Source organism: Embleya sp. NPDC008237 (assembly GCF_042956465.1).
Classification (GTDB): domain Bacteria; phylum Actinomycetota; class Actinomycetes; order Streptomycetales; family Streptomycetaceae; genus Embleya.
In genome coordinates this window covers 316,762-331,858 of sequence record NZ_JBIBGL010000011.1, presented here as the reverse complement: position 1 = coordinate 331,858, position 15,097 = coordinate 316,762, and the positions used below count along the sequence as shown (strand labels likewise).

15 protein-coding genes are annotated in these 15,097 nt (G+C 70.8%); 11 read left to right on the top strand and 4 right to left on the bottom strand.

Annotated elements, in window-relative coordinates; genetic code table 11:
* Positions 1-35: 35 nt before the first annotated feature.
* The gene (locus ACFZBU_RS28470; RefSeq protein ID WP_391586516.1) at positions 36-368 is read right to left on the bottom strand and encodes a helix-turn-helix transcriptional regulator; all 333 of its coding nucleotides are present in this window, start codon (positions 366-368) and stop codon (positions 36-38) included.
* Positions 369-844: 476 nt separating this feature from the next.
* Complete coding sequence (locus ACFZBU_RS28465; protein ID WP_391586515.1) at positions 845-1,771, bottom strand: cyclase family protein; 927 nt, start codon at positions 1,769-1,771, stop codon at positions 845-847.
* A gap of 393 nt (positions 1,772-2,164) precedes the next feature.
* Between ACFZBU_RS28465 and ACFZBU_RS28460 the strand changes: the two genes are divergently transcribed.
* The 3 genes from ACFZBU_RS28460 (at position 2,165) to ACFZBU_RS28450 (ending at position 5,151) form a co-directional block, all read left to right on the top strand.
* A complete protein-coding gene (locus ACFZBU_RS28460; protein ID WP_391586514.1) occupies positions 2,165-3,091 on the top strand; it encodes an SDR family oxidoreductase in 927 nt (308 codons plus the stop codon).
* Positions 3,092-3,184: 93 nt separating this feature from the next.
* Positions 3,185-4,369, top strand: a complete 1,185-nt coding sequence (locus ACFZBU_RS28455; RefSeq protein WP_391586513.1) for an acyl-CoA dehydrogenase family protein — start codon at positions 3,185-3,187, stop codon at positions 4,367-4,369.
* Complete coding sequence (locus ACFZBU_RS28450; RefSeq protein WP_391586512.1) at positions 4,366-5,151, top strand: SDR family oxidoreductase; 786 nt, start codon at positions 4,366-4,368, stop codon at positions 5,149-5,151. The genes ACFZBU_RS28455 and ACFZBU_RS28450 overlap by 4 nt, the downstream gene beginning before the upstream one ends.
* Positions 5,152-5,292: 141 nt before the next feature.
* On the opposite strand, the gene ACFZBU_RS28445 is transcribed toward ACFZBU_RS28450, so the two are convergent.
* A complete protein-coding gene (locus tag ACFZBU_RS28445; protein WP_391586511.1) occupies positions 5,293-5,580 on the bottom strand; it encodes a hypothetical protein in 288 nt (95 codons plus the stop codon).
* A gap of 276 nt (positions 5,581-5,856) precedes the next feature.
* Here ACFZBU_RS28445 and ACFZBU_RS28440 point away from each other — a divergent pair, with 276 nt between their 5' ends.
* The 6 genes from ACFZBU_RS28440 to ACFZBU_RS28415 all read left to right on the top strand — a co-directional run bounded on the left by ACFZBU_RS28440 (position 5,857) and on the right by ACFZBU_RS28415 (position 12,168).
* Positions 5,857-7,038: an acyl-CoA dehydrogenase family protein gene (locus ACFZBU_RS28440; RefSeq protein WP_391586510.1), complete on the top strand. Its 1,182-nt coding sequence runs from the start codon at positions 5,857-5,859 to the stop codon at positions 7,036-7,038.
* A 13-nt stretch (positions 7,039-7,051) separates the two neighbouring features.
* Entirely contained in the window at positions 7,052-8,218 is a 1,167-nt protein-coding gene (locus ACFZBU_RS28435) for a CaiB/BaiF CoA transferase family protein (protein ID WP_391586509.1), read from the top strand.
* Positions 8,215-8,742, top strand: a complete 528-nt coding sequence (locus ACFZBU_RS28430) for a MaoC family dehydratase N-terminal domain-containing protein (RefSeq protein WP_391586508.1) — start codon at positions 8,215-8,217, stop codon at positions 8,740-8,742. The genes ACFZBU_RS28435 and ACFZBU_RS28430 overlap by 4 nt, the downstream gene beginning before the upstream one ends.
* Positions 8,739-9,212: a hypothetical protein gene (locus ACFZBU_RS28425; RefSeq protein ID WP_391586507.1), complete on the top strand. Its 474-nt coding sequence runs from the start codon at positions 8,739-8,741 to the stop codon at positions 9,210-9,212. Before ACFZBU_RS28430 ends, ACFZBU_RS28425 begins: the two co-directional genes overlap by 4 nt.
* Before the next feature lie 12 nt (positions 9,213-9,224).
* A complete protein-coding gene (locus tag ACFZBU_RS28420; RefSeq protein WP_391586506.1) occupies positions 9,225-10,364 on the top strand; it encodes an acyl-CoA dehydrogenase family protein in 1,140 nt (379 codons plus the stop codon).
* A gap of 1,057 nt (positions 10,365-11,421) precedes the next feature.
* Positions 11,422-12,168, top strand: a complete 747-nt coding sequence (locus ACFZBU_RS28415) for a hypothetical protein (protein WP_391586505.1) — start codon at positions 11,422-11,424, stop codon at positions 12,166-12,168.
* Between the two features lie 40 nt (positions 12,169-12,208).
* On the opposite strand, the gene ACFZBU_RS28410 is transcribed toward ACFZBU_RS28415, so the two are convergent.
* Positions 12,209-12,772, bottom strand: coding sequence for a dihydrofolate reductase family protein (locus tag ACFZBU_RS28410; RefSeq protein ID WP_391586504.1), 564 nt, complete (start codon positions 12,770-12,772; stop codon positions 12,209-12,211).
* Between the two features lie 264 nt (positions 12,773-13,036).
* Between ACFZBU_RS28410 and ACFZBU_RS28405 the strand changes: the two genes are divergently transcribed.
* Complete coding sequence (locus ACFZBU_RS28405; RefSeq protein WP_391586503.1) at positions 13,037-13,909, top strand: GyrI-like domain-containing protein; 873 nt, start codon at positions 13,037-13,039, stop codon at positions 13,907-13,909.
* A gap of 413 nt (positions 13,910-14,322) precedes the next feature.
* The gene (locus ACFZBU_RS28400) at positions 14,323-15,054 is read left to right on the top strand and encodes a DUF4232 domain-containing protein (RefSeq protein WP_391586502.1); all 732 of its coding nucleotides are present in this window, start codon (positions 14,323-14,325) and stop codon (positions 15,052-15,054) included.
* Positions 15,055-15,097 lie beyond the last annotated feature (43 nt).

Sequence of the window (15,097 nt, the reverse complement as noted above, 5' to 3'; positions counted from 1 at the left end):
CCAGCCGAAGGAACAACCTGCCGGCTCGGGCCGCCTCAAGCGGCGTGCGGCGTGAAGACGACCGTCGATGTGTCCTCGTCCAGGGAGATGTTCAACGATGCGTCGAGCGCCTTCGCCAGGCGGGCGAGCAGCGGGAGGGTCGGCACCGTGCCGCCGAGTTCGAGCTGGGAGATCTGCGGCTGGGTCATGTCCGCCCGCTTGCCGAGCTCGCTCTGCGAGATGCCCAGCTCGGTCCGCCGATCCCGAACCGCTCGGCCGAGCACCGAAGCCATGCGGATCTCCGCGCGCATGGACCGGACCTCGGGCGATTCGATGTCGCCGGCCACAAGCCTCCAGTCCCGAGTGAGCTTCCAGCGCGTGTGGCTCATGAGGATCCTCCTTCGCGCAAGGATCATTCGGATACAAGTGTATAGCCAGGCATCCGAGGCCCGGCGGCCTCGCGCGGCAGCCGCGGAGAGGGCGACCTCCGCGAGTGGCGGTGCGCCGTCCGAGTCCGGTGGAGGCGTGGCGTCGCCGTGGCGCGGTGGCGGATGTACGGACGAATCGTGATCGGGGAAGGGAAATCGGTGCCCACAGGATATTGACGCCTCGTCCGACACTGATCACCCTGAGTGTGGCGGTCGTTCGCGAGGGGACGACGAGGCGCCCGGGAAGTGCCCCGGGTTTCCTCGACGAAGTGGGACCGTCATCGTTCCGGGCCTCGTCGCGGTGCCCGGAGCGCACGCGGGCCCCGGGACAGGACGATCCTGTCCGGGGCCCGCATGCCGTCCGGTCTACGCGTGTTCGAGGGCCGCGCCCGACCCGGGCCGGACGCCGACCCGACGCACGCCGCCGCTTCCCGGGGCTACTTGATCGCCACCGGGTTCACCGGTGTGCCGACGCCGCCCACGAAGGGCTCCGGCGAGGCCTCCAGGAAGAACTCGTACACGCCGTCCGCGGCGCAGTCCTCGGACAGCTCCTCCAGGTTCCAGTTCTGCCCCTGGAGCATGCCCATCTCCACCAGGTGCAGCGCGTGCACGGCCATGAAGCAGTCCTCGATCTCCGGCGGGAAGACCTCGAACGTCACGGTGTCGTTGGCCACCGCCGCGACATCGCGCGCGTGGAACCACTCGGGCGTGCGCACCGACAGGCCCGGGCCGTAGAAGTACATGTCCTTCTCGCCCGCGAAGTACTGCCGGATCTGCCCGGTGCGCACCAGCACGATGTCGCCCGCGCGCACCTTCACGTTGCCGAACTCCTCGGCCGCCTCCAGGTCCGCGGGGGTCACCGCGTACTCCGGCGGCAGGATGTCCACGCCCTTGGCCCGGGCCACGTCCAGCAGCACGCCGCGCGAGACCAGCGTCTTCACGTTGTGGATGCCGAGCCGGCGGGCACCCTCCTCCGCGGTGACCGTCTCCTTGGCCGAGTGGCCGTTGTACAGCCGGTCGTCGTAGGTCGCGTGGGTCAGCCCGTCCCAGTGCGTGCCCGCCTGGATGCCCATCACCACCGAGTCGTCGCTGGTGGCCACCGTGCCGGGGCCGAACACCTCGTGATTGACCAGGAACGTGGTGCGCTTGGGGTTGTCCCGGCCCGGGATCATCCCGTTCTGGATCCCGTCCTCGCGCAGCTCCACGGCCAGCGAGAAGCGCTTGCCGGTACGCACGCAGCCCGCCGCGGCCTTGACCACCTCGGCCGTGATCAGGTTCACCGTCCCGATCTCGTCCTCCTGGCCCCACCGGCCCCAGTTGTTCACGCGTGCGGCCAGTTCATGGAACTCGGGGGGCAGCGACATAGGGGAGCCTCCTCCAGGCGGTGGTGACACGTGCCGATGAGCACGAATACCGACAAGCGCACTCTCGGAATCCGACGACCGCGCTGTCAAGTGTTGTCAAGAACTGTGCATGGTGCTGTGTGCTGCGGCACTCTACCCAGGAAAACTAACGGATCGTCAGATAATGTCGAGAGGGCGTTCTCACAGGCCGCGCACCTTGCGTCCGCAAGGCGGCAAGGCCGCGACGCCGCGCACGCCTGCCCGGGTCCCGCCCGCGCAGGCGCGCGAAGCAGAGCGGTCGAAGCGGCCCGGGTCGCACCGACCGCGGAGCGCGCCACGACCGACCCGACCTGGGCCTCGGCCCTCGATTTCCGGGGCCTACCGACGAGGCCACCGACAAGGAGCGGACAACACATGGGTGACTTCCTCACGGGCAAGGTAATCGCGGTCACCGGCGCCGGCCGGGGCATCGGCCGCGCCGTCGCCCTCGCCGCCGCCGCGCACGGCGCCAAGGTGGTCGTGAACGACTACGGCGTCGCGATGGACGGCAGCGAGCCGACCAGCGAGGTCGCCGACGCCGTGGTGAAGGAGATCGAGGCGCTCGGCGGCGAGGCCGTCGCCGTCGCCGACTCCGTGGCCACGATGGAGGGCGGCGCCCGCATCGTGCAGGCCGGCGTCGAGAAGTGGGGCCGGATCGACGGTGTCGTCACCGTCGCGGGCAACCTGCGCGAGCGCATGCTCTTCAACATGACCGAGGACGAGTGGGACAGCGTCATCGCGACCCACCTCAAGGGCACCTTCACCGTCGTACAGGCCGCGTCCAAGGTGATGAAGACCCAGGGCTTCGGCTCGATCGTCGGCTTCACCTCCGGCGTGTACGCGCTCGGCTCGGTCGCCCAGGCCAACTACGCCGCGGCCAAGGGCGGCATCGTTTCGTTCGTGCGCTCCGCCGCGCTGGGCCTGAACAAGTACGGCGTCAACGCCAACTGCGTCGCGCCGGTGGCCCGGACCCGGATGTCCGAGGGCGTCCCGCAGACGCTCAAGGAGATCGGCGACCCCGAGGACGTCGCCGAGCTGGTGGTCTTCCTGCTCTCCGACCACGCCAAGAACATCACCGGTCAGGTGTACACGACCGCGGGCCCCAAGATCGCGCTGTGGGACCAGCCGCACGAGATCAAGACGATGTACGCGGCCGACCGCTGGACGGCCGAGGAGATCGCCGAGAAGCTGCCCACCCAGATCGGCCAGGACCCGATGCCGGTGCTCGCCCAGCTCAAGGAGTACGCGGCCGCCGCGGCGAAGAAGAAGGCCGCCGAGGCCGCTGCCGCCGCCGGCAACTGACCCAGCCCTCGGCAGGCGTCACCCGCGCGGGGTCCGGTGTCCCCGGACCCCGCGCGTGGCCGCCGACCCTCGGAAGACGAGATTGGACACGCTGTGGATTTCCGGTACAGCGCCGAGGACGAGGAGTTCCGGGCCGAGGTCCGCGAGTGGCTCCGGGAGAACCTCTCCGGTGAGTTCGCCGCGGCCGTCGGTACCGGCGGTCCCGGCAGCGAGCACGAGCACTTCGAGATCCGTCGGGCCTGGGAACTGCGCCTGGGCGAGGGCGGCTGGATCGGCCTGGACTGGCCCAGGCAGTACGGGGGGCGCGAGGCGTCCCTGATGCAGCAGGTGATCTTCGGCGAGGAGTACGCCCGCGCCCAGGCGCCCGGTCGGGTCAACCACATGGGCGAGAACCTGCTCGGCCCGACCGTGCTCGCGTTCGGCACCGACGAGCAGAAGGCCCGCTTCCTGCCCGCCATCGCGCGCGGCGAGGAACTGTGGTGCCAGGGCTACTCCGAGCCGGGCGCCGGCTCCGACCTGGCCAACCTGCGCACCACCGCGACCGTCGACCCGGAGACCGGCGACTGGCTGATCACCGGTCAGAAGGTGTGGACCTCGCTCGCGCACGAGGCGAACTGGTGCTTCGTGCTGGCCCGCACCGATCCCGCGTCGCAGCGGCACAAGGGCATCACCTTCCTGCTCGCGCCGATGGACCAGCCCGGCATCGAGATCCGCCCGATCGTCCAGCTCACCGGCACCAGCGAGTTCAACGAGGTGTTCTTCGACAACGCCCGGGCCGGCGCCGAGCACGTGGTCGGCGAGGTCGGCGCGGGCTGGGGCGTGGCGATGGGCCTGCTCGCGTTCGAGCGCGGGGTGTCCACGCTGGCCCAGCAGATCGGCTTCGAGATCGAGTTGGACCGGGTGGTCGCCCAGGCCAAGGCCAACGGCGCGATCGAGGACCCGGCACTGCGCGATCGGCTGTTGCAGAGCTGGATCGACCTGAAGGTGCTGCGCTGCAACGCGCTGCGCACGCTCGGCTCGCCCGACCCCGGCGCAGCGTCGGTGGCCAAGCTGGTGTGGGCCGGTTGGCATCAGCGCCTGGGCACGCTCGCGATGGACGTGGCCGGCGTCGAGGCCACCCTGGCCGCCGAGGCCCCGTACGAACTGTCCGCCGCACAGCGCCTGTTCCTGTTCACCAAGTCCGACACCATCTACGGCGGGTCGAACGAGGTGCAGCGCAACATCATCGCCGAGCGCGTCCTCGGCATGCCCCGTGAACCGCGAGGAGACGCCAAGTGAGCCCCACCCCCGCCCCCGCCTACGTCGAGGGCCACGGCCTGCTGGCCGGCAAGACCGTGCTGATCACCGCCGCGGCGGGCACCGGGATCGGCTTCGCGGCGGCCAAGCGCGCCGCCGAGGAGGGCGCCGTGATCGCGATCAGCGACAAGCACGAGCGCCGACTCGGCGAGGCCGCCGACGAACTCGCCAAACTGATCGGGACCCGGCCGCTCGCCGTCCCGTGCGACGTCACGGTCGAGGAGGACGTGCAGAACCTGATCGACACGGCCGCGCGCGAACTCGGCGGCATCGACGTGCTGATCAACAACGCCGGGCTCGGTGGCGAGGCCAACCTCGTCGACATGACCGACGCGCAGTGGGACCTGGTCATGAACGTGACCCTGAACGGCACGTTCCGCTGCACCCGGGCGGCGCTGCGGCACATGCAGCCGCGCGGCAAGGGTGTGATCGTCAACAACGCCTCGGTGCTGGGTTGGCGGGCGCAGAAGGGCCAGGCGCACTATGCCGCGGCCAAGGCCGGCGTGATGGCGCTGACCCGCTGCTCCGCCGTGGAGGCGGCCGAGTTCGGTGTACGGGTCAACGCGGTCGCGCCGAGCATCGCGATGCACGCGTTCCTGGCCAAGGCCTCATCCGAGGAGTTGCTCGAAGAGCTCTCCTCGCGCGAGGCGTTCGGCCGCGCGGCCGAGCCGTGGGAGGTCGCGAACGTGATGGTCTTCCTCGCCTCGGACTACTCCTCGTACATGACCGGCGAGGTCGTCTCGGTCAGCTCGCAACGCGCCTGACGGCACGACGGGGCCCGACCATCCCACGCTCTCGCCTGACGACCCGTCATCTCACCGACATCGAACGCCACAACGCATCCTGACGACACGTCACCTCGCGCGGCGATCCATCGCACCGCGCGCGGCCGCGCTGACGCGTCGTCAATAGCGGCGCCTGGGCCCGGGTATCAGTCCCCGCAGGGACCGGCCCGGGCTTTCGCGCGCGCCGGCCCGATCCGGACCGTGCACACCGGCCCGATCCGGCCCGCGGCTGCCGCGGGCGAGGAAGTCGAGGATGTCGGGCAGCAGTTCGCCGACCCGATACGGCGGCCCGCCGGCCTCGCCGTCGACCGGTTCCGGGCGGTCCGCGTCATCCGGCCCGTAGGCCGACCACTCGACCTCGCACCATGGGTGTTCCCGACCACATTGCGGGCAAGCATTTCCGCTCATGTCCACCCACGATAGGTGGTCGATCGCGGACGCGCCGTAACTTTTCCGGACTTGTCCAGAACCGGTCCGTCGGTCGCGCCCGGATCACGCCCGGCGCGCACGCGGGAGCGGGCCGCGAGCGAGACGGGGCCCACACATCTATTGCCGACCGCCACTCGAAATGAACCCTGGCCGGTGTTACTTTGATCTGACTATCCGTCAGGTTCTGTGCCGGCTGCCTCACCTGCACGTACACAGGTGAGGCTGCCGGCATGGGCGCGCCCCGAAAGGCGACCCGTGGACTTCGACTTCTCCCCCGACCAGACCGCGTTCAGCGAGACGGTCGAGCGGTTTCTCGACGCCAATCCCGACCCTGAAGTGTTCGATGTCACCCGGGAGAACATGGCCCAGGTCGTCGACACCCCCGCCCGCCGCGCCTACATGCGCAAGATGGCCGACCAAGGCTGGCTCGGCATCACCTGGCCCGAGGAATGGGGCGGCCAGGATGGCGACGGGGTCTACGAATACCTGCTCAACGAAGCCCTCGCCGGGCGCGGTGGACCGCAGATCGGCAAGGGCGTCGGCATCATCGGCAAGACCCTGCTCGCGCACGGCAGCGACAAGCTCAAGGCCGAGTTCCTGCCCAAGATCCTCAAGAACGAGGTCGAGTTCGCGGTCGGCTACAGCGAGCCGGAAGCCGGCTCCGACGCCGCCTCGATGAAGCTGCGCGCGGTCCGCGACGGCGAGGGCTGGCGGCTCAACGGCCAGAAGACCTGGACCACCTCCGCGCACTTCGCCGAGTGGTACTGGGTCGGCGCGCGCACCGACCCCGACGCGCCCAAGCACCACGGCATCACCCTGTTCCTGGTGCCGATGGACCACCCGGGCATCACCGTCCGGGGCATCTGGACGATGGGCGACGAGCGCACCAACGACGTCTTCTTCGACGACGTGTGGGTCTCCGACGAATACGTGGTCGGCGAGCTGAACAAGGGCTTCCAGTACATCTCCCAGGCACTGGACCTGGAACGCTTCACGATGTTCTCGTTCGCCCCGATCCAGCAGCGGCTGAACGTGCTCACCGAGTACGTCAAGGAGGCCACCCGCGACGACGAGCCGCTGCGCGAGGACCCGATCGTGCGCAAGCAGCTCGCCACGCTGGTCACCGAGGCCGCCGTCGCCCGCCTGCTCGGCCTGCGCGTGGTGGCCGCCGCGGCCGGTGGCGGAAAACCGCCCACGGTCGAGGCGTCCGGCTACAAGCTGTACGCCACCGAGCTGTCCAAGCGGCTCGCGAACGCGTCGATGGACATCGCCTCGCCGGGCACCCAGCTGCGGGTGGGCACCGAGGACGCGCCGATGACCGGTCGCGCCGACTCGACCTACCGCTACACCGTGCTCGACACCATCGGCGGCGGCACCTCCGAGGTGCAGAAGAACATCATCGCCCGCCGCGGTCTCGGCCTTCCCAAGAACTTCTGACGGGGCCGCGGTCATGTCCGGAGAGTTCCTGGAAGGCGTCACGGTGTTGGACCTCGCGAGCGTGGGCCCCGCCGCCCGCGCCTCGCGCTGGTTGGCGGACTACGGGGCCGAGGTGATCAAGGTCGGCCCGGTCCCGGCCAAGAGCGGCGTGCAGATCGCGCCGCCCTACTACTCGTACAGCGCGCATCGGCGGATGAAGCGCGTGCTGGTCGACATGAAGGCGCCCGAGGGCCGCGAGGCGTTCCTGACCCTGGTCGAGGGCGCCGACGTGGTGATCGAGAGCTTCCGCCCGGGTGTGGTGGACCGGCTGGGCATCGGTCCGGAGGCGGTCGCGGCGCGCAATCCGTCCATCGTCTACTGCTCGACGTCCGGCTTCGGTCAGGACGGCCCGCACGCCCAGCAGGCCGGGCACGACCTGAACTACCTGGGCGTGGGCGGCTTCCTGCACATGTCCGGCCCCGGCCCGGACGGCGGTCCGCCGATCCCGGGCGCGACCGTGGCGGACAGCGCGGGCGGCGGGATGCACGCGGTGATCGCGATCATGGGCGCGCTGTTCCGCCGGCAGCGCACCGGCGAGGGCGCCCGCCTGGACGTCTCGGTGGCCGACGGCATGCTCGCGCTGATGGCGTTGGGCGTGGACGAATACCTGGCCACCGGCGTCGAACCGGAGCCCCGGCACGGCATCCTGACCGGCCGCTACGCGTGCTACGACACCTATCGCGCGCGGGACGGCAAGTGGCTGGCGGTGGCCGCGATCGAGGGCCGCTTCTGGGCGAACCTGTGCCGGTTGACCGGGCTGGACAAGTGGGCCCCGCGTCAGCTCGACGACGACGCCCAGGACGCGATCCGAGCCGATCTGGCGGCGGCCTTCGCCACCCGCGACCGGGACGACTGGGTGGCCGAGCTGGCCCCCGCCGACACCTGCGTGTCGGCGGTGCTGTCCGTACCGGAACTGCTGGCGGACCCGCAGTACCTGGCCCGCGGCGCGTTCGCCACCGCCGAGCACCCGGTCCAGGGCGAGTTCCGCCAGGTGGGGCCGGTGCTGGCCGGCCAGCAGGCGCCCACGGACCCGTACCCGGTGCGGGACTCCGGGATCACCGACACCGACGAGCTGCTCGCCGCGGCCGGGCTGGGCCCGCACCGCATCGCCGAGCTTCGCGCTTCAGGAGTGGTCGCATGACGGCACAAGACACCGCGCTGCCCGAGGACGTGGCGGCGCTCATCGGCAAGGTCCAGTACGAGAAGCGGGGTGACTTCCCCGCCGAGCGCGGCTACATCTGGACCTCGTGCGCATCGGTGCAGAACGGCAACCCGCTGTTCTGGGACGAGGCGGTCGCCGAGGAACTGACCGGCGGCCCGATCGCCCCGCTGAGCCTGCTGTCCGCATGGGCCCGGCCGCACTACTGGGCGCCCGGCGCGGAGGGCGAGCAACTCTCCCTCCAAGTGCACTTCGACCTCAAGATCCGCTTCGAACTGCCCGAGGCGATCATGACCGACAACACCAACGTGTTCTACGAACCGGTGCGCCTCGGTGACATCGTGACGTCGCGTCAGGTGCTGAAGTCGGTGAGTCCGGAAAAGCGCACCAAGCTCGGGATCGGCCGCTTCTGGGTGATCGACGTCGAGTACCACAACCAGGACGGCGCCCTGTTGGGCACCGAGTCCTACACGGGCTACGGCTACCGGCGGGAGGCCACCGGATGAGCGACCTGACCCTCGATCAGCTGGCCAAGGGCGACACACTGCCCACGTTCGGCGTGGACGTCACCGCGACCACGGTCATCCTGGGCGCACTGGCCAGCCGCGACTGGCGGCCGATGCACCACGACCACAAGTTCGCGGTCGAGCGCCAGGGCGTGCAGGACATCTTCCTGAACACCCCGAACCAGGCCGCCTGGTTCGAGCGCTACCTCAACGACTGGACCGGCCCGAAGGGCCGGATCGGCCGGATGGTGTTCCGGATGACCAAGCCGGTCTTCCCGGGCGACCACATGCTGCTCACCGGCACGGTGGACGACGTCTCGGTGGACGAGGCCGGTTGCGGCTGGGTCCGCGCCGAGATCTCGCTGACCGTGGACGGCGCGGCCCGCACCACGGCCACCGCGCGAATCGCGTTGCCCACCACCCCCGACGACAACCCGTGGGACCGGCGCGGCGAGCGCTGGAAGCCCTAGAGGAGACGCGCGATGGACCTCGATTTCACCCAGGAACAGGACATCCTCCGGGAGACCGTGCGCGGCCTGACGGCCCGGCACGCCGACCTCGGTGTCGTTCGCGAGTTGGAGAACGACCCGGTCGGGTACCCTGCGGAGTTCTGGAAGAAGCTCGGCGAGTCCGGCCTGACCGGCCTGACGCTGCCCGAGAAGTGGGGCGGGTCGGAGATGACCACGCTCGACGCGGCCGTGGTCTACCAGGAGTTCGGGCGTTCGCTCGCGCCGACTCCGCACTTCGTCAGCTCGGTCCTGGTCGGCGGCGTCCTCGCCGCGGCCGGATCCGACGACCAGCGGCAGAAGTACCTGCCCGGCATCGCGGCCGGCACCACCATCGCGAGCGTGGCGTGGCTGGAGCCGGACCGCGGCTACGGCGGCAAGGGCGTCGCCCTGGCCGCCCGCGCGGACGGCGACGCATACCTGCTGTCCGGCACCAAGCGGCACGTCGCATACGCGTCGGCGGCCGACGTGCTGCTCGTGCTCGCCCGTACCGGCACCGCGGGCACCCCGGGCGATCCGGCCCAGGGCATCTCGCTGTTCCTGGTCGACCCGAAGGCGTCGGGGGTGACCCTCACCCAGCAGCAGACGATCGCCTCGGACACCCAGTACCGGGTCGACCTGGCGGACGTACGCGGCGAGTTGGTCGGCTCGGCCGGAGCCGGCTGGCCGATCTGGTCGGACGTGCTGCACGACGGCCTGATCCTGCTCGCGGCCCAGGCCGTCGGCGGCGCCAAGCGCGCACTGGAGATCACCGTCGAATACGCCAAGCACCGCAAGCAGTTCGACAAGCCGCTCGGCGCCTTCCAGGCGATCGCGCACAACCTGGCCGACGCCTCGACCGCCGTGGACGGCGCCGAGACCCTGGTCTGGGAGGCCGCCTGGTCCCGGGACAAGGGCCGCGACACCGCGCGCCTGGCCCCGATGGCCAAGCTCTTCGCCGCCCGCACCTACCGCGAGGTCACCGACCTGGCGGTGCACGTGCACGGCGGCATGGGCTTCACCCTGGAGTGCGACGTACAGCTGTACTTCCGCCGGGCCAAGTCGCTCCAGCTCAACTGGTGGGACGACCGCTACCTGGAGGAACTGATCGCAGCCGACGTCCTCGACAAGGGCTGAACCCCGCGCCGGGGCCCACCGCAACGCCACGACACACCCCCTCCCCGGCAACACCGCACCATCCGAAGGCGGCCCCCGACCCACACCGGGGGCCGCCTTCGTCGTGGGGACGCCGCGGCACACCGCCGTGCGCAGGCGCGACAAACCGCTGCCCAAGTCGCATCTCACGCGGCACACCCGCCCACCCCGCCCCACCCCCACGCAATCCGACCCACCACCCGCGCCGCCCGCACAGCGCATCGCACACACCCCACGGTCACGGATCACTCGAAAGTGGGGTTTCGAAGCATTCGTCCGAGTGTGTCGCCCGTCGTCGTCACCCTGATGCCATGGGCAACCTTCGGCGTTCGGCTCGACGTGCGGCTCGACGTGCCGCTCGGTGTCTGCTGGTGGCGTGTGTCGGCCTGCCGGCCGTGGCCGGTTGCGGCGAAGCCTTCGCCGACGAACGCATCACGGTAACCGTGGAAACCGGCCCCGGCCCCGGCCCTGGCCTTGGCCCCTGTCCAGGTCCGGCCGAACCCGCGGGCCCACGTACGGAGGTGCACACCGGCCGGGTGCACGTGGTGTACCACCCCGGGGTGGTGACCTCCGTCCGGCTCGGCGACGACGTCGCGGTGACCGTGCGTCCCGGCTGCGGATGCCCGACCGAACCGCCACCGCCCACGGCCACCCGACCGCCCCCACCGCCATCACCACCGCCGTCGCGGCCCCGGCCGTCGGCCCCCGCGCCGGCGGTGACCAAGGCGACCGAACGCGCCCACGTCGCCCCGCCCCCGACCCGGCCGCCTCCGGCCGCGCCTGCCCGCCCGTACATCCCAGTCGTCCTGATCAGGCCGGTCGTCCCGGTCGTCCCGCTGCCCCAGCCGCCGAGTCCCCCCGCATCGGTGGGCGAACGGCCGCCCACGCCAAGGCCGGTACGGATCGCCGCCGCGCCGCCGGACGACGATCCGTCACCCCCCGGCTTCGCGGACGGGATCGGACCGGCCCTGATCGTGTCGATCCTCCCCGCCGCGCTCGCGGCACTGCTGCCCCATCCCGGCAGACGAGGAGCGCGCTCGTGATCACCTGGGTTCTCGGTGCCCTGGTCGGCGCCGGCATCGCAGCGGGAGCCCTCGTCCTCCTCAGCCGCAGCGAGCACGCCAAGGCGAGCGGAGTCGACGGTCAACTGCTGTCCTTCTGCGGCGGAGCCGTGCTGTCCTCCTTCGTATTGCTGACGAGCTTTCAGATCGTCGGGGCGTGGGAACTCCAGTCCACGGTCCGCCAACACGCGAGCGACGAGGCCCGCGTACTGACCAAGACCTACGCGGCGGCGGGCAGGCTTCCGGCGCCGGACCGCGATGCGGTTCGCGCCGGGCTGCGCGACTACACCCGCACGGTGATCGACAAGGAATGGCCGGCGATGGCCGACAAGCACGACAGCCCGCTCGCGTGGCGACAGCTCGACGTGATCGCGGCCCGCGTCGCCGCCGCCTCCGCCACGGCGCACGACACGGCCGCCGACACCGAGGCGGCCGTGGCCGACCTGTACGTCAAACGCCATGCACGGCTCGCCGATCCGGCCGCCGTCGCACCGTTCGTGCTACCGGTCGCCATGGTCGTCGCCGGCGTGTTCGCGATCGTCTTCCCGGCCCTGGTCGGCCCGACCACCGATCGCCGCCACGTCGTCGCACTCGCCTTCGTCGGCGCGATCGTCGCCTTCGGCATCCTGTTCGTCCTGCAACTGCGCAGCCCGTACACCGACCCACTCGCCGTACACCCGAGCGCCTTCCGCGCCGCTCTGACCCGCTACACCCAACTGGGCTGACCCACGACGCCCGCCCGGCGCCTCGCCCGCCCCGCCGGGCCTATCGCCGCGCCGCGTAGTGCAAAAGCACGACCCCGTTACCGAAGCCCCGGGTCTCCGCGAGCCGCAGATCGGTCGTCCCCTCCATCGGCCGGAACATCGGCCTGCCGCGTCCGATCAGCACGGGATGCACGTAGACCCGGTACTCGTCGATCAGGTCGAGCCGCCTGAAGGTCGCGGCCAGGTCGGCGCCCCCGAGCACCAGATCCCCGCCCGGCTCGGCCTGCAACGCCCTGATCTCCTCGACCATTACGTCCCGCTTGATCGTGGTGTTCCAGTCCGCGCGCTCCAGGGTCCGCGAGAACACGATCTTCGGCATGTCCCGCCAGATCCCGGCGAATTCGACCATGGCCGCCGTACTCGCCGGATCGGCGTCCGCCGTCGGCCAGAAGTCCGCCATGAGCTGATGGGTGACCCGCCCGCTGAGAAACGCACCCATCGTGCCGAGCCACTCGTTGAAGTGCAGATGCAGCTCCTCGTCGACGCGATGCCAGTCGATGTCGTGGTTCGGCCCCTCCATGAAGCCGTCCAGGGACACCGACATGGAGTAGACGATCTTCCGCATCACACGCACCTCATCGAACTCGTCCGAGACCGGGCGGCCTCCCCGAGCGACTCCCCACGGCCCGCACCGGTTATGCCGACCGCGGTCGCAGCGCCCCGGGGTCGCAGGTGAACCGCAGTCGCAGGGCCCCGCGGCAGACGACCCGCGGTCGCACGTGACCTGCGGTGGCGCCCGTCCACCCGACCGAACCGGGCACAGAATGTCGGGTCCGGCAGGCGTGCCCCTTCCTAACGTGGTGCTCGCAAGCGAGGGAAGGAGTCCGTGGTGCTGGAACGGCTGAACCGGGCACTGGATCACATCGAGGCGCACCTCCACGAACAGCTCGACATCGGCGAGGCGGCCCGGATCGCGGCGACGTCGGAGTACCACTTCCGCCGGCTGTTCTCCGCCCTGGCCGGGATGCCGCTGTCGGAGTATGTGCGACGCAGGCGGCTCACACTGGCCGGCGCCGAGGTACTCGCCGGCGAGCGGACCCTGCTGGAGATCGCGGTGCGTTACGGCTACACCTCGGGCGAGGCGTTCGCCCGAGCGTTCCGCACGGTGCACGGCGTGGGTCCCGGTGAGGTCCGACAGAGCGGTGCGGCGCTGTACTCCCAGCCACGGATGTCCTTCCGCCTCATCGTGGAAGGAAGCAGCAGCATGCAGTATCGGATCGTACGCAAGGACGCGTTCCACGTGGTCGGCAAAAAGGCCCGTGTCCCCCTCGTCCACGAGGGTGTGAACCCGGCGATCGCCGAGTTCGTCCGGGGCATCGCCCGGGAGACGACCGACCGCATCAAGTCCCTGTCCGACCAGGACCCGGACGGGATCGTCGCGGTCACCGACGACATCGACCCCAGCCGCGCCGAGGGCACCGAACTCGACTACTACCACGGGGTGGTGACGGGCACTCAGGTCCCCGTACCCGAGGACCTCGACACACTGACCGTCCCGGCCGGCGCCTGGGCGGTGTTCGAGAACTCCGGCCCCTATCCGCAGGCGCTCCAATACCTGTGGCGCGACATCTTCACCCAGTGGTTCCCGTCCAACCCGTACCAGAGCCGCCCGGGCCCGGAGATCCTTCGGGTCCGCCCGTCGGCCGACGGCACCACGGCGGACGCGGCGCTGTGGATCCCGGTGGAACCGACCGCGCCCTGACGCGAGTTCGGGCATCGAAACGCGGGAGCGATGCCGAGGTCCGCCGACCCGAAGCCTCTCCGCGTCGCTCACCCCGTCGACGTGGAGAGGCTCCTCGCGCGGGGCGGCGTGTTACCGGGCCGTGGGTGGGCCGGCGGCTGCGCCGCAGGGCCGCCAGACTGTTGTAACACTGTCCGTCGGGTCGAGTAGTGGTGGCTGCGACCAGGGCAAACGTCGTGTTGACGGGGGCGCCGGGCGGGGGGTCGGGGCGGTTCTCGTTTCTTCTCGTGACCATGTCACCGGTCTGCGACAGCGGTGTCGTGGTGCGACGACTCGGGTATCGCCGGTGCCGGCGGCTCGGCCAAGGTGGTCGAGCAGGCACCGAGGGGCCGAGAGTGTTTCGGCTCCAACCACCGGATACCAAGGGGTCGTTCATGTTCCGCAACCGTCGCACCGCCCTCCTCGTCTCCGCGGCCGTCCTCGGCGGCGCGATGTTGACGACGGCGTGCCAGGACACGGACTCGAACTCGAACGCGGGGGCCGCGCAGGGCTCTTCACCCGTCGCCCCGCCGGCCGCCCCGCCCGGGGCGTCGACCACCGGCGGCAACGGAGGCGGCAACCCGGGAGGCAGCGGGGGCGGCGGCGGGACCAAACCCGCCGGGAAGGTCACCCCCGGGAAGGACTCCGCCGGGAAGAGCTCCGGCGGACAGGGCACGACCACCGGCGGCGGCGGCGGCGACGACAGCTCGATCGGCAAGTGCCGCACCGACGACCTCAGGGCCACCGCGCAGGACGCCACCATCACCGGCGACAACGAACTCACCGTCGCCGTGACGTTCGAGAACATCGGCCACAACTGCACGATGTCCGGATTCGCGGGCGTCGACCTCCAGACCGCCAAGGGGCCCCTGTCCGCGAAGCGCGTGGGCGCCCCGGCCGACCCGTTCACCCTCAAGAGCGACACGTCGGTGTCCTTCGGCATCACCTACCCCTCCGGTGCCACCGGCGACCACGGCGTCAAGATCACGGGGCTGGAGGTCACCCCGCCCGGAGAGACCAAGGCCATCACCCTGCGCCGGCCCGGCACCCCCACCCTGCCGGTCGTCGACGGCGCCGGCTCCCCGGTCGACGTCGGCCCCATCGGCAGCGCCGGCCAGGGCGGCTGACCACACGACTCGACAGACCGATGAAGAGCTTCGGGCGCGGCCC

Coding starts and splice junctions, on each gene's coding strand:
- ACFZBU_RS28470 (WP_391586516.1), bottom strand. CDS start 368: ATGAGCCACACGCGCTGGAAGCTCACTCGGGACTGGAGGCTTGTGGCC.
- ACFZBU_RS28465 (WP_391586515.1), bottom strand. CDS start 1,771: ATGTCGCTGCCCCCCGAGTTCCATGAACTGGCCGCACGCGTGAACAAC.
- ACFZBU_RS28460 (WP_391586514.1), top strand. CDS start 2,165: ATGGGTGACTTCCTCACGGGCAAGGTAATCGCGGTCACCGGCGCCGGC.
- ACFZBU_RS28445 (WP_391586511.1), bottom strand. CDS start 5,580: ATGAGCGGAAATGCTTGCCCGCAATGTGGTCGGGAACACCCATGGTGC.
- ACFZBU_RS28435 (WP_391586509.1), top strand. CDS start 7,052: ATGTCCGGAGAGTTCCTGGAAGGCGTCACGGTGTTGGACCTCGCGAGC.
- ACFZBU_RS28430 (WP_391586508.1), top strand. CDS start 8,215: ATGACGGCACAAGACACCGCGCTGCCCGAGGACGTGGCGGCGCTCATC.
- ACFZBU_RS28425 (WP_391586507.1), top strand. CDS start 8,739: ATGAGCGACCTGACCCTCGATCAGCTGGCCAAGGGCGACACACTGCCC.
- ACFZBU_RS28420 (WP_391586506.1), top strand. CDS start 9,225: ATGGACCTCGATTTCACCCAGGAACAGGACATCCTCCGGGAGACCGTG.
- ACFZBU_RS28410 (WP_391586504.1), bottom strand. CDS start 12,772: ATGCGGAAGATCGTCTACTCCATGTCGGTGTCCCTGGACGGCTTCATG.
- ACFZBU_RS28400 (WP_391586502.1), top strand. CDS start 14,323: ATGTTCCGCAACCGTCGCACCGCCCTCCTCGTCTCCGCGGCCGTCCTC.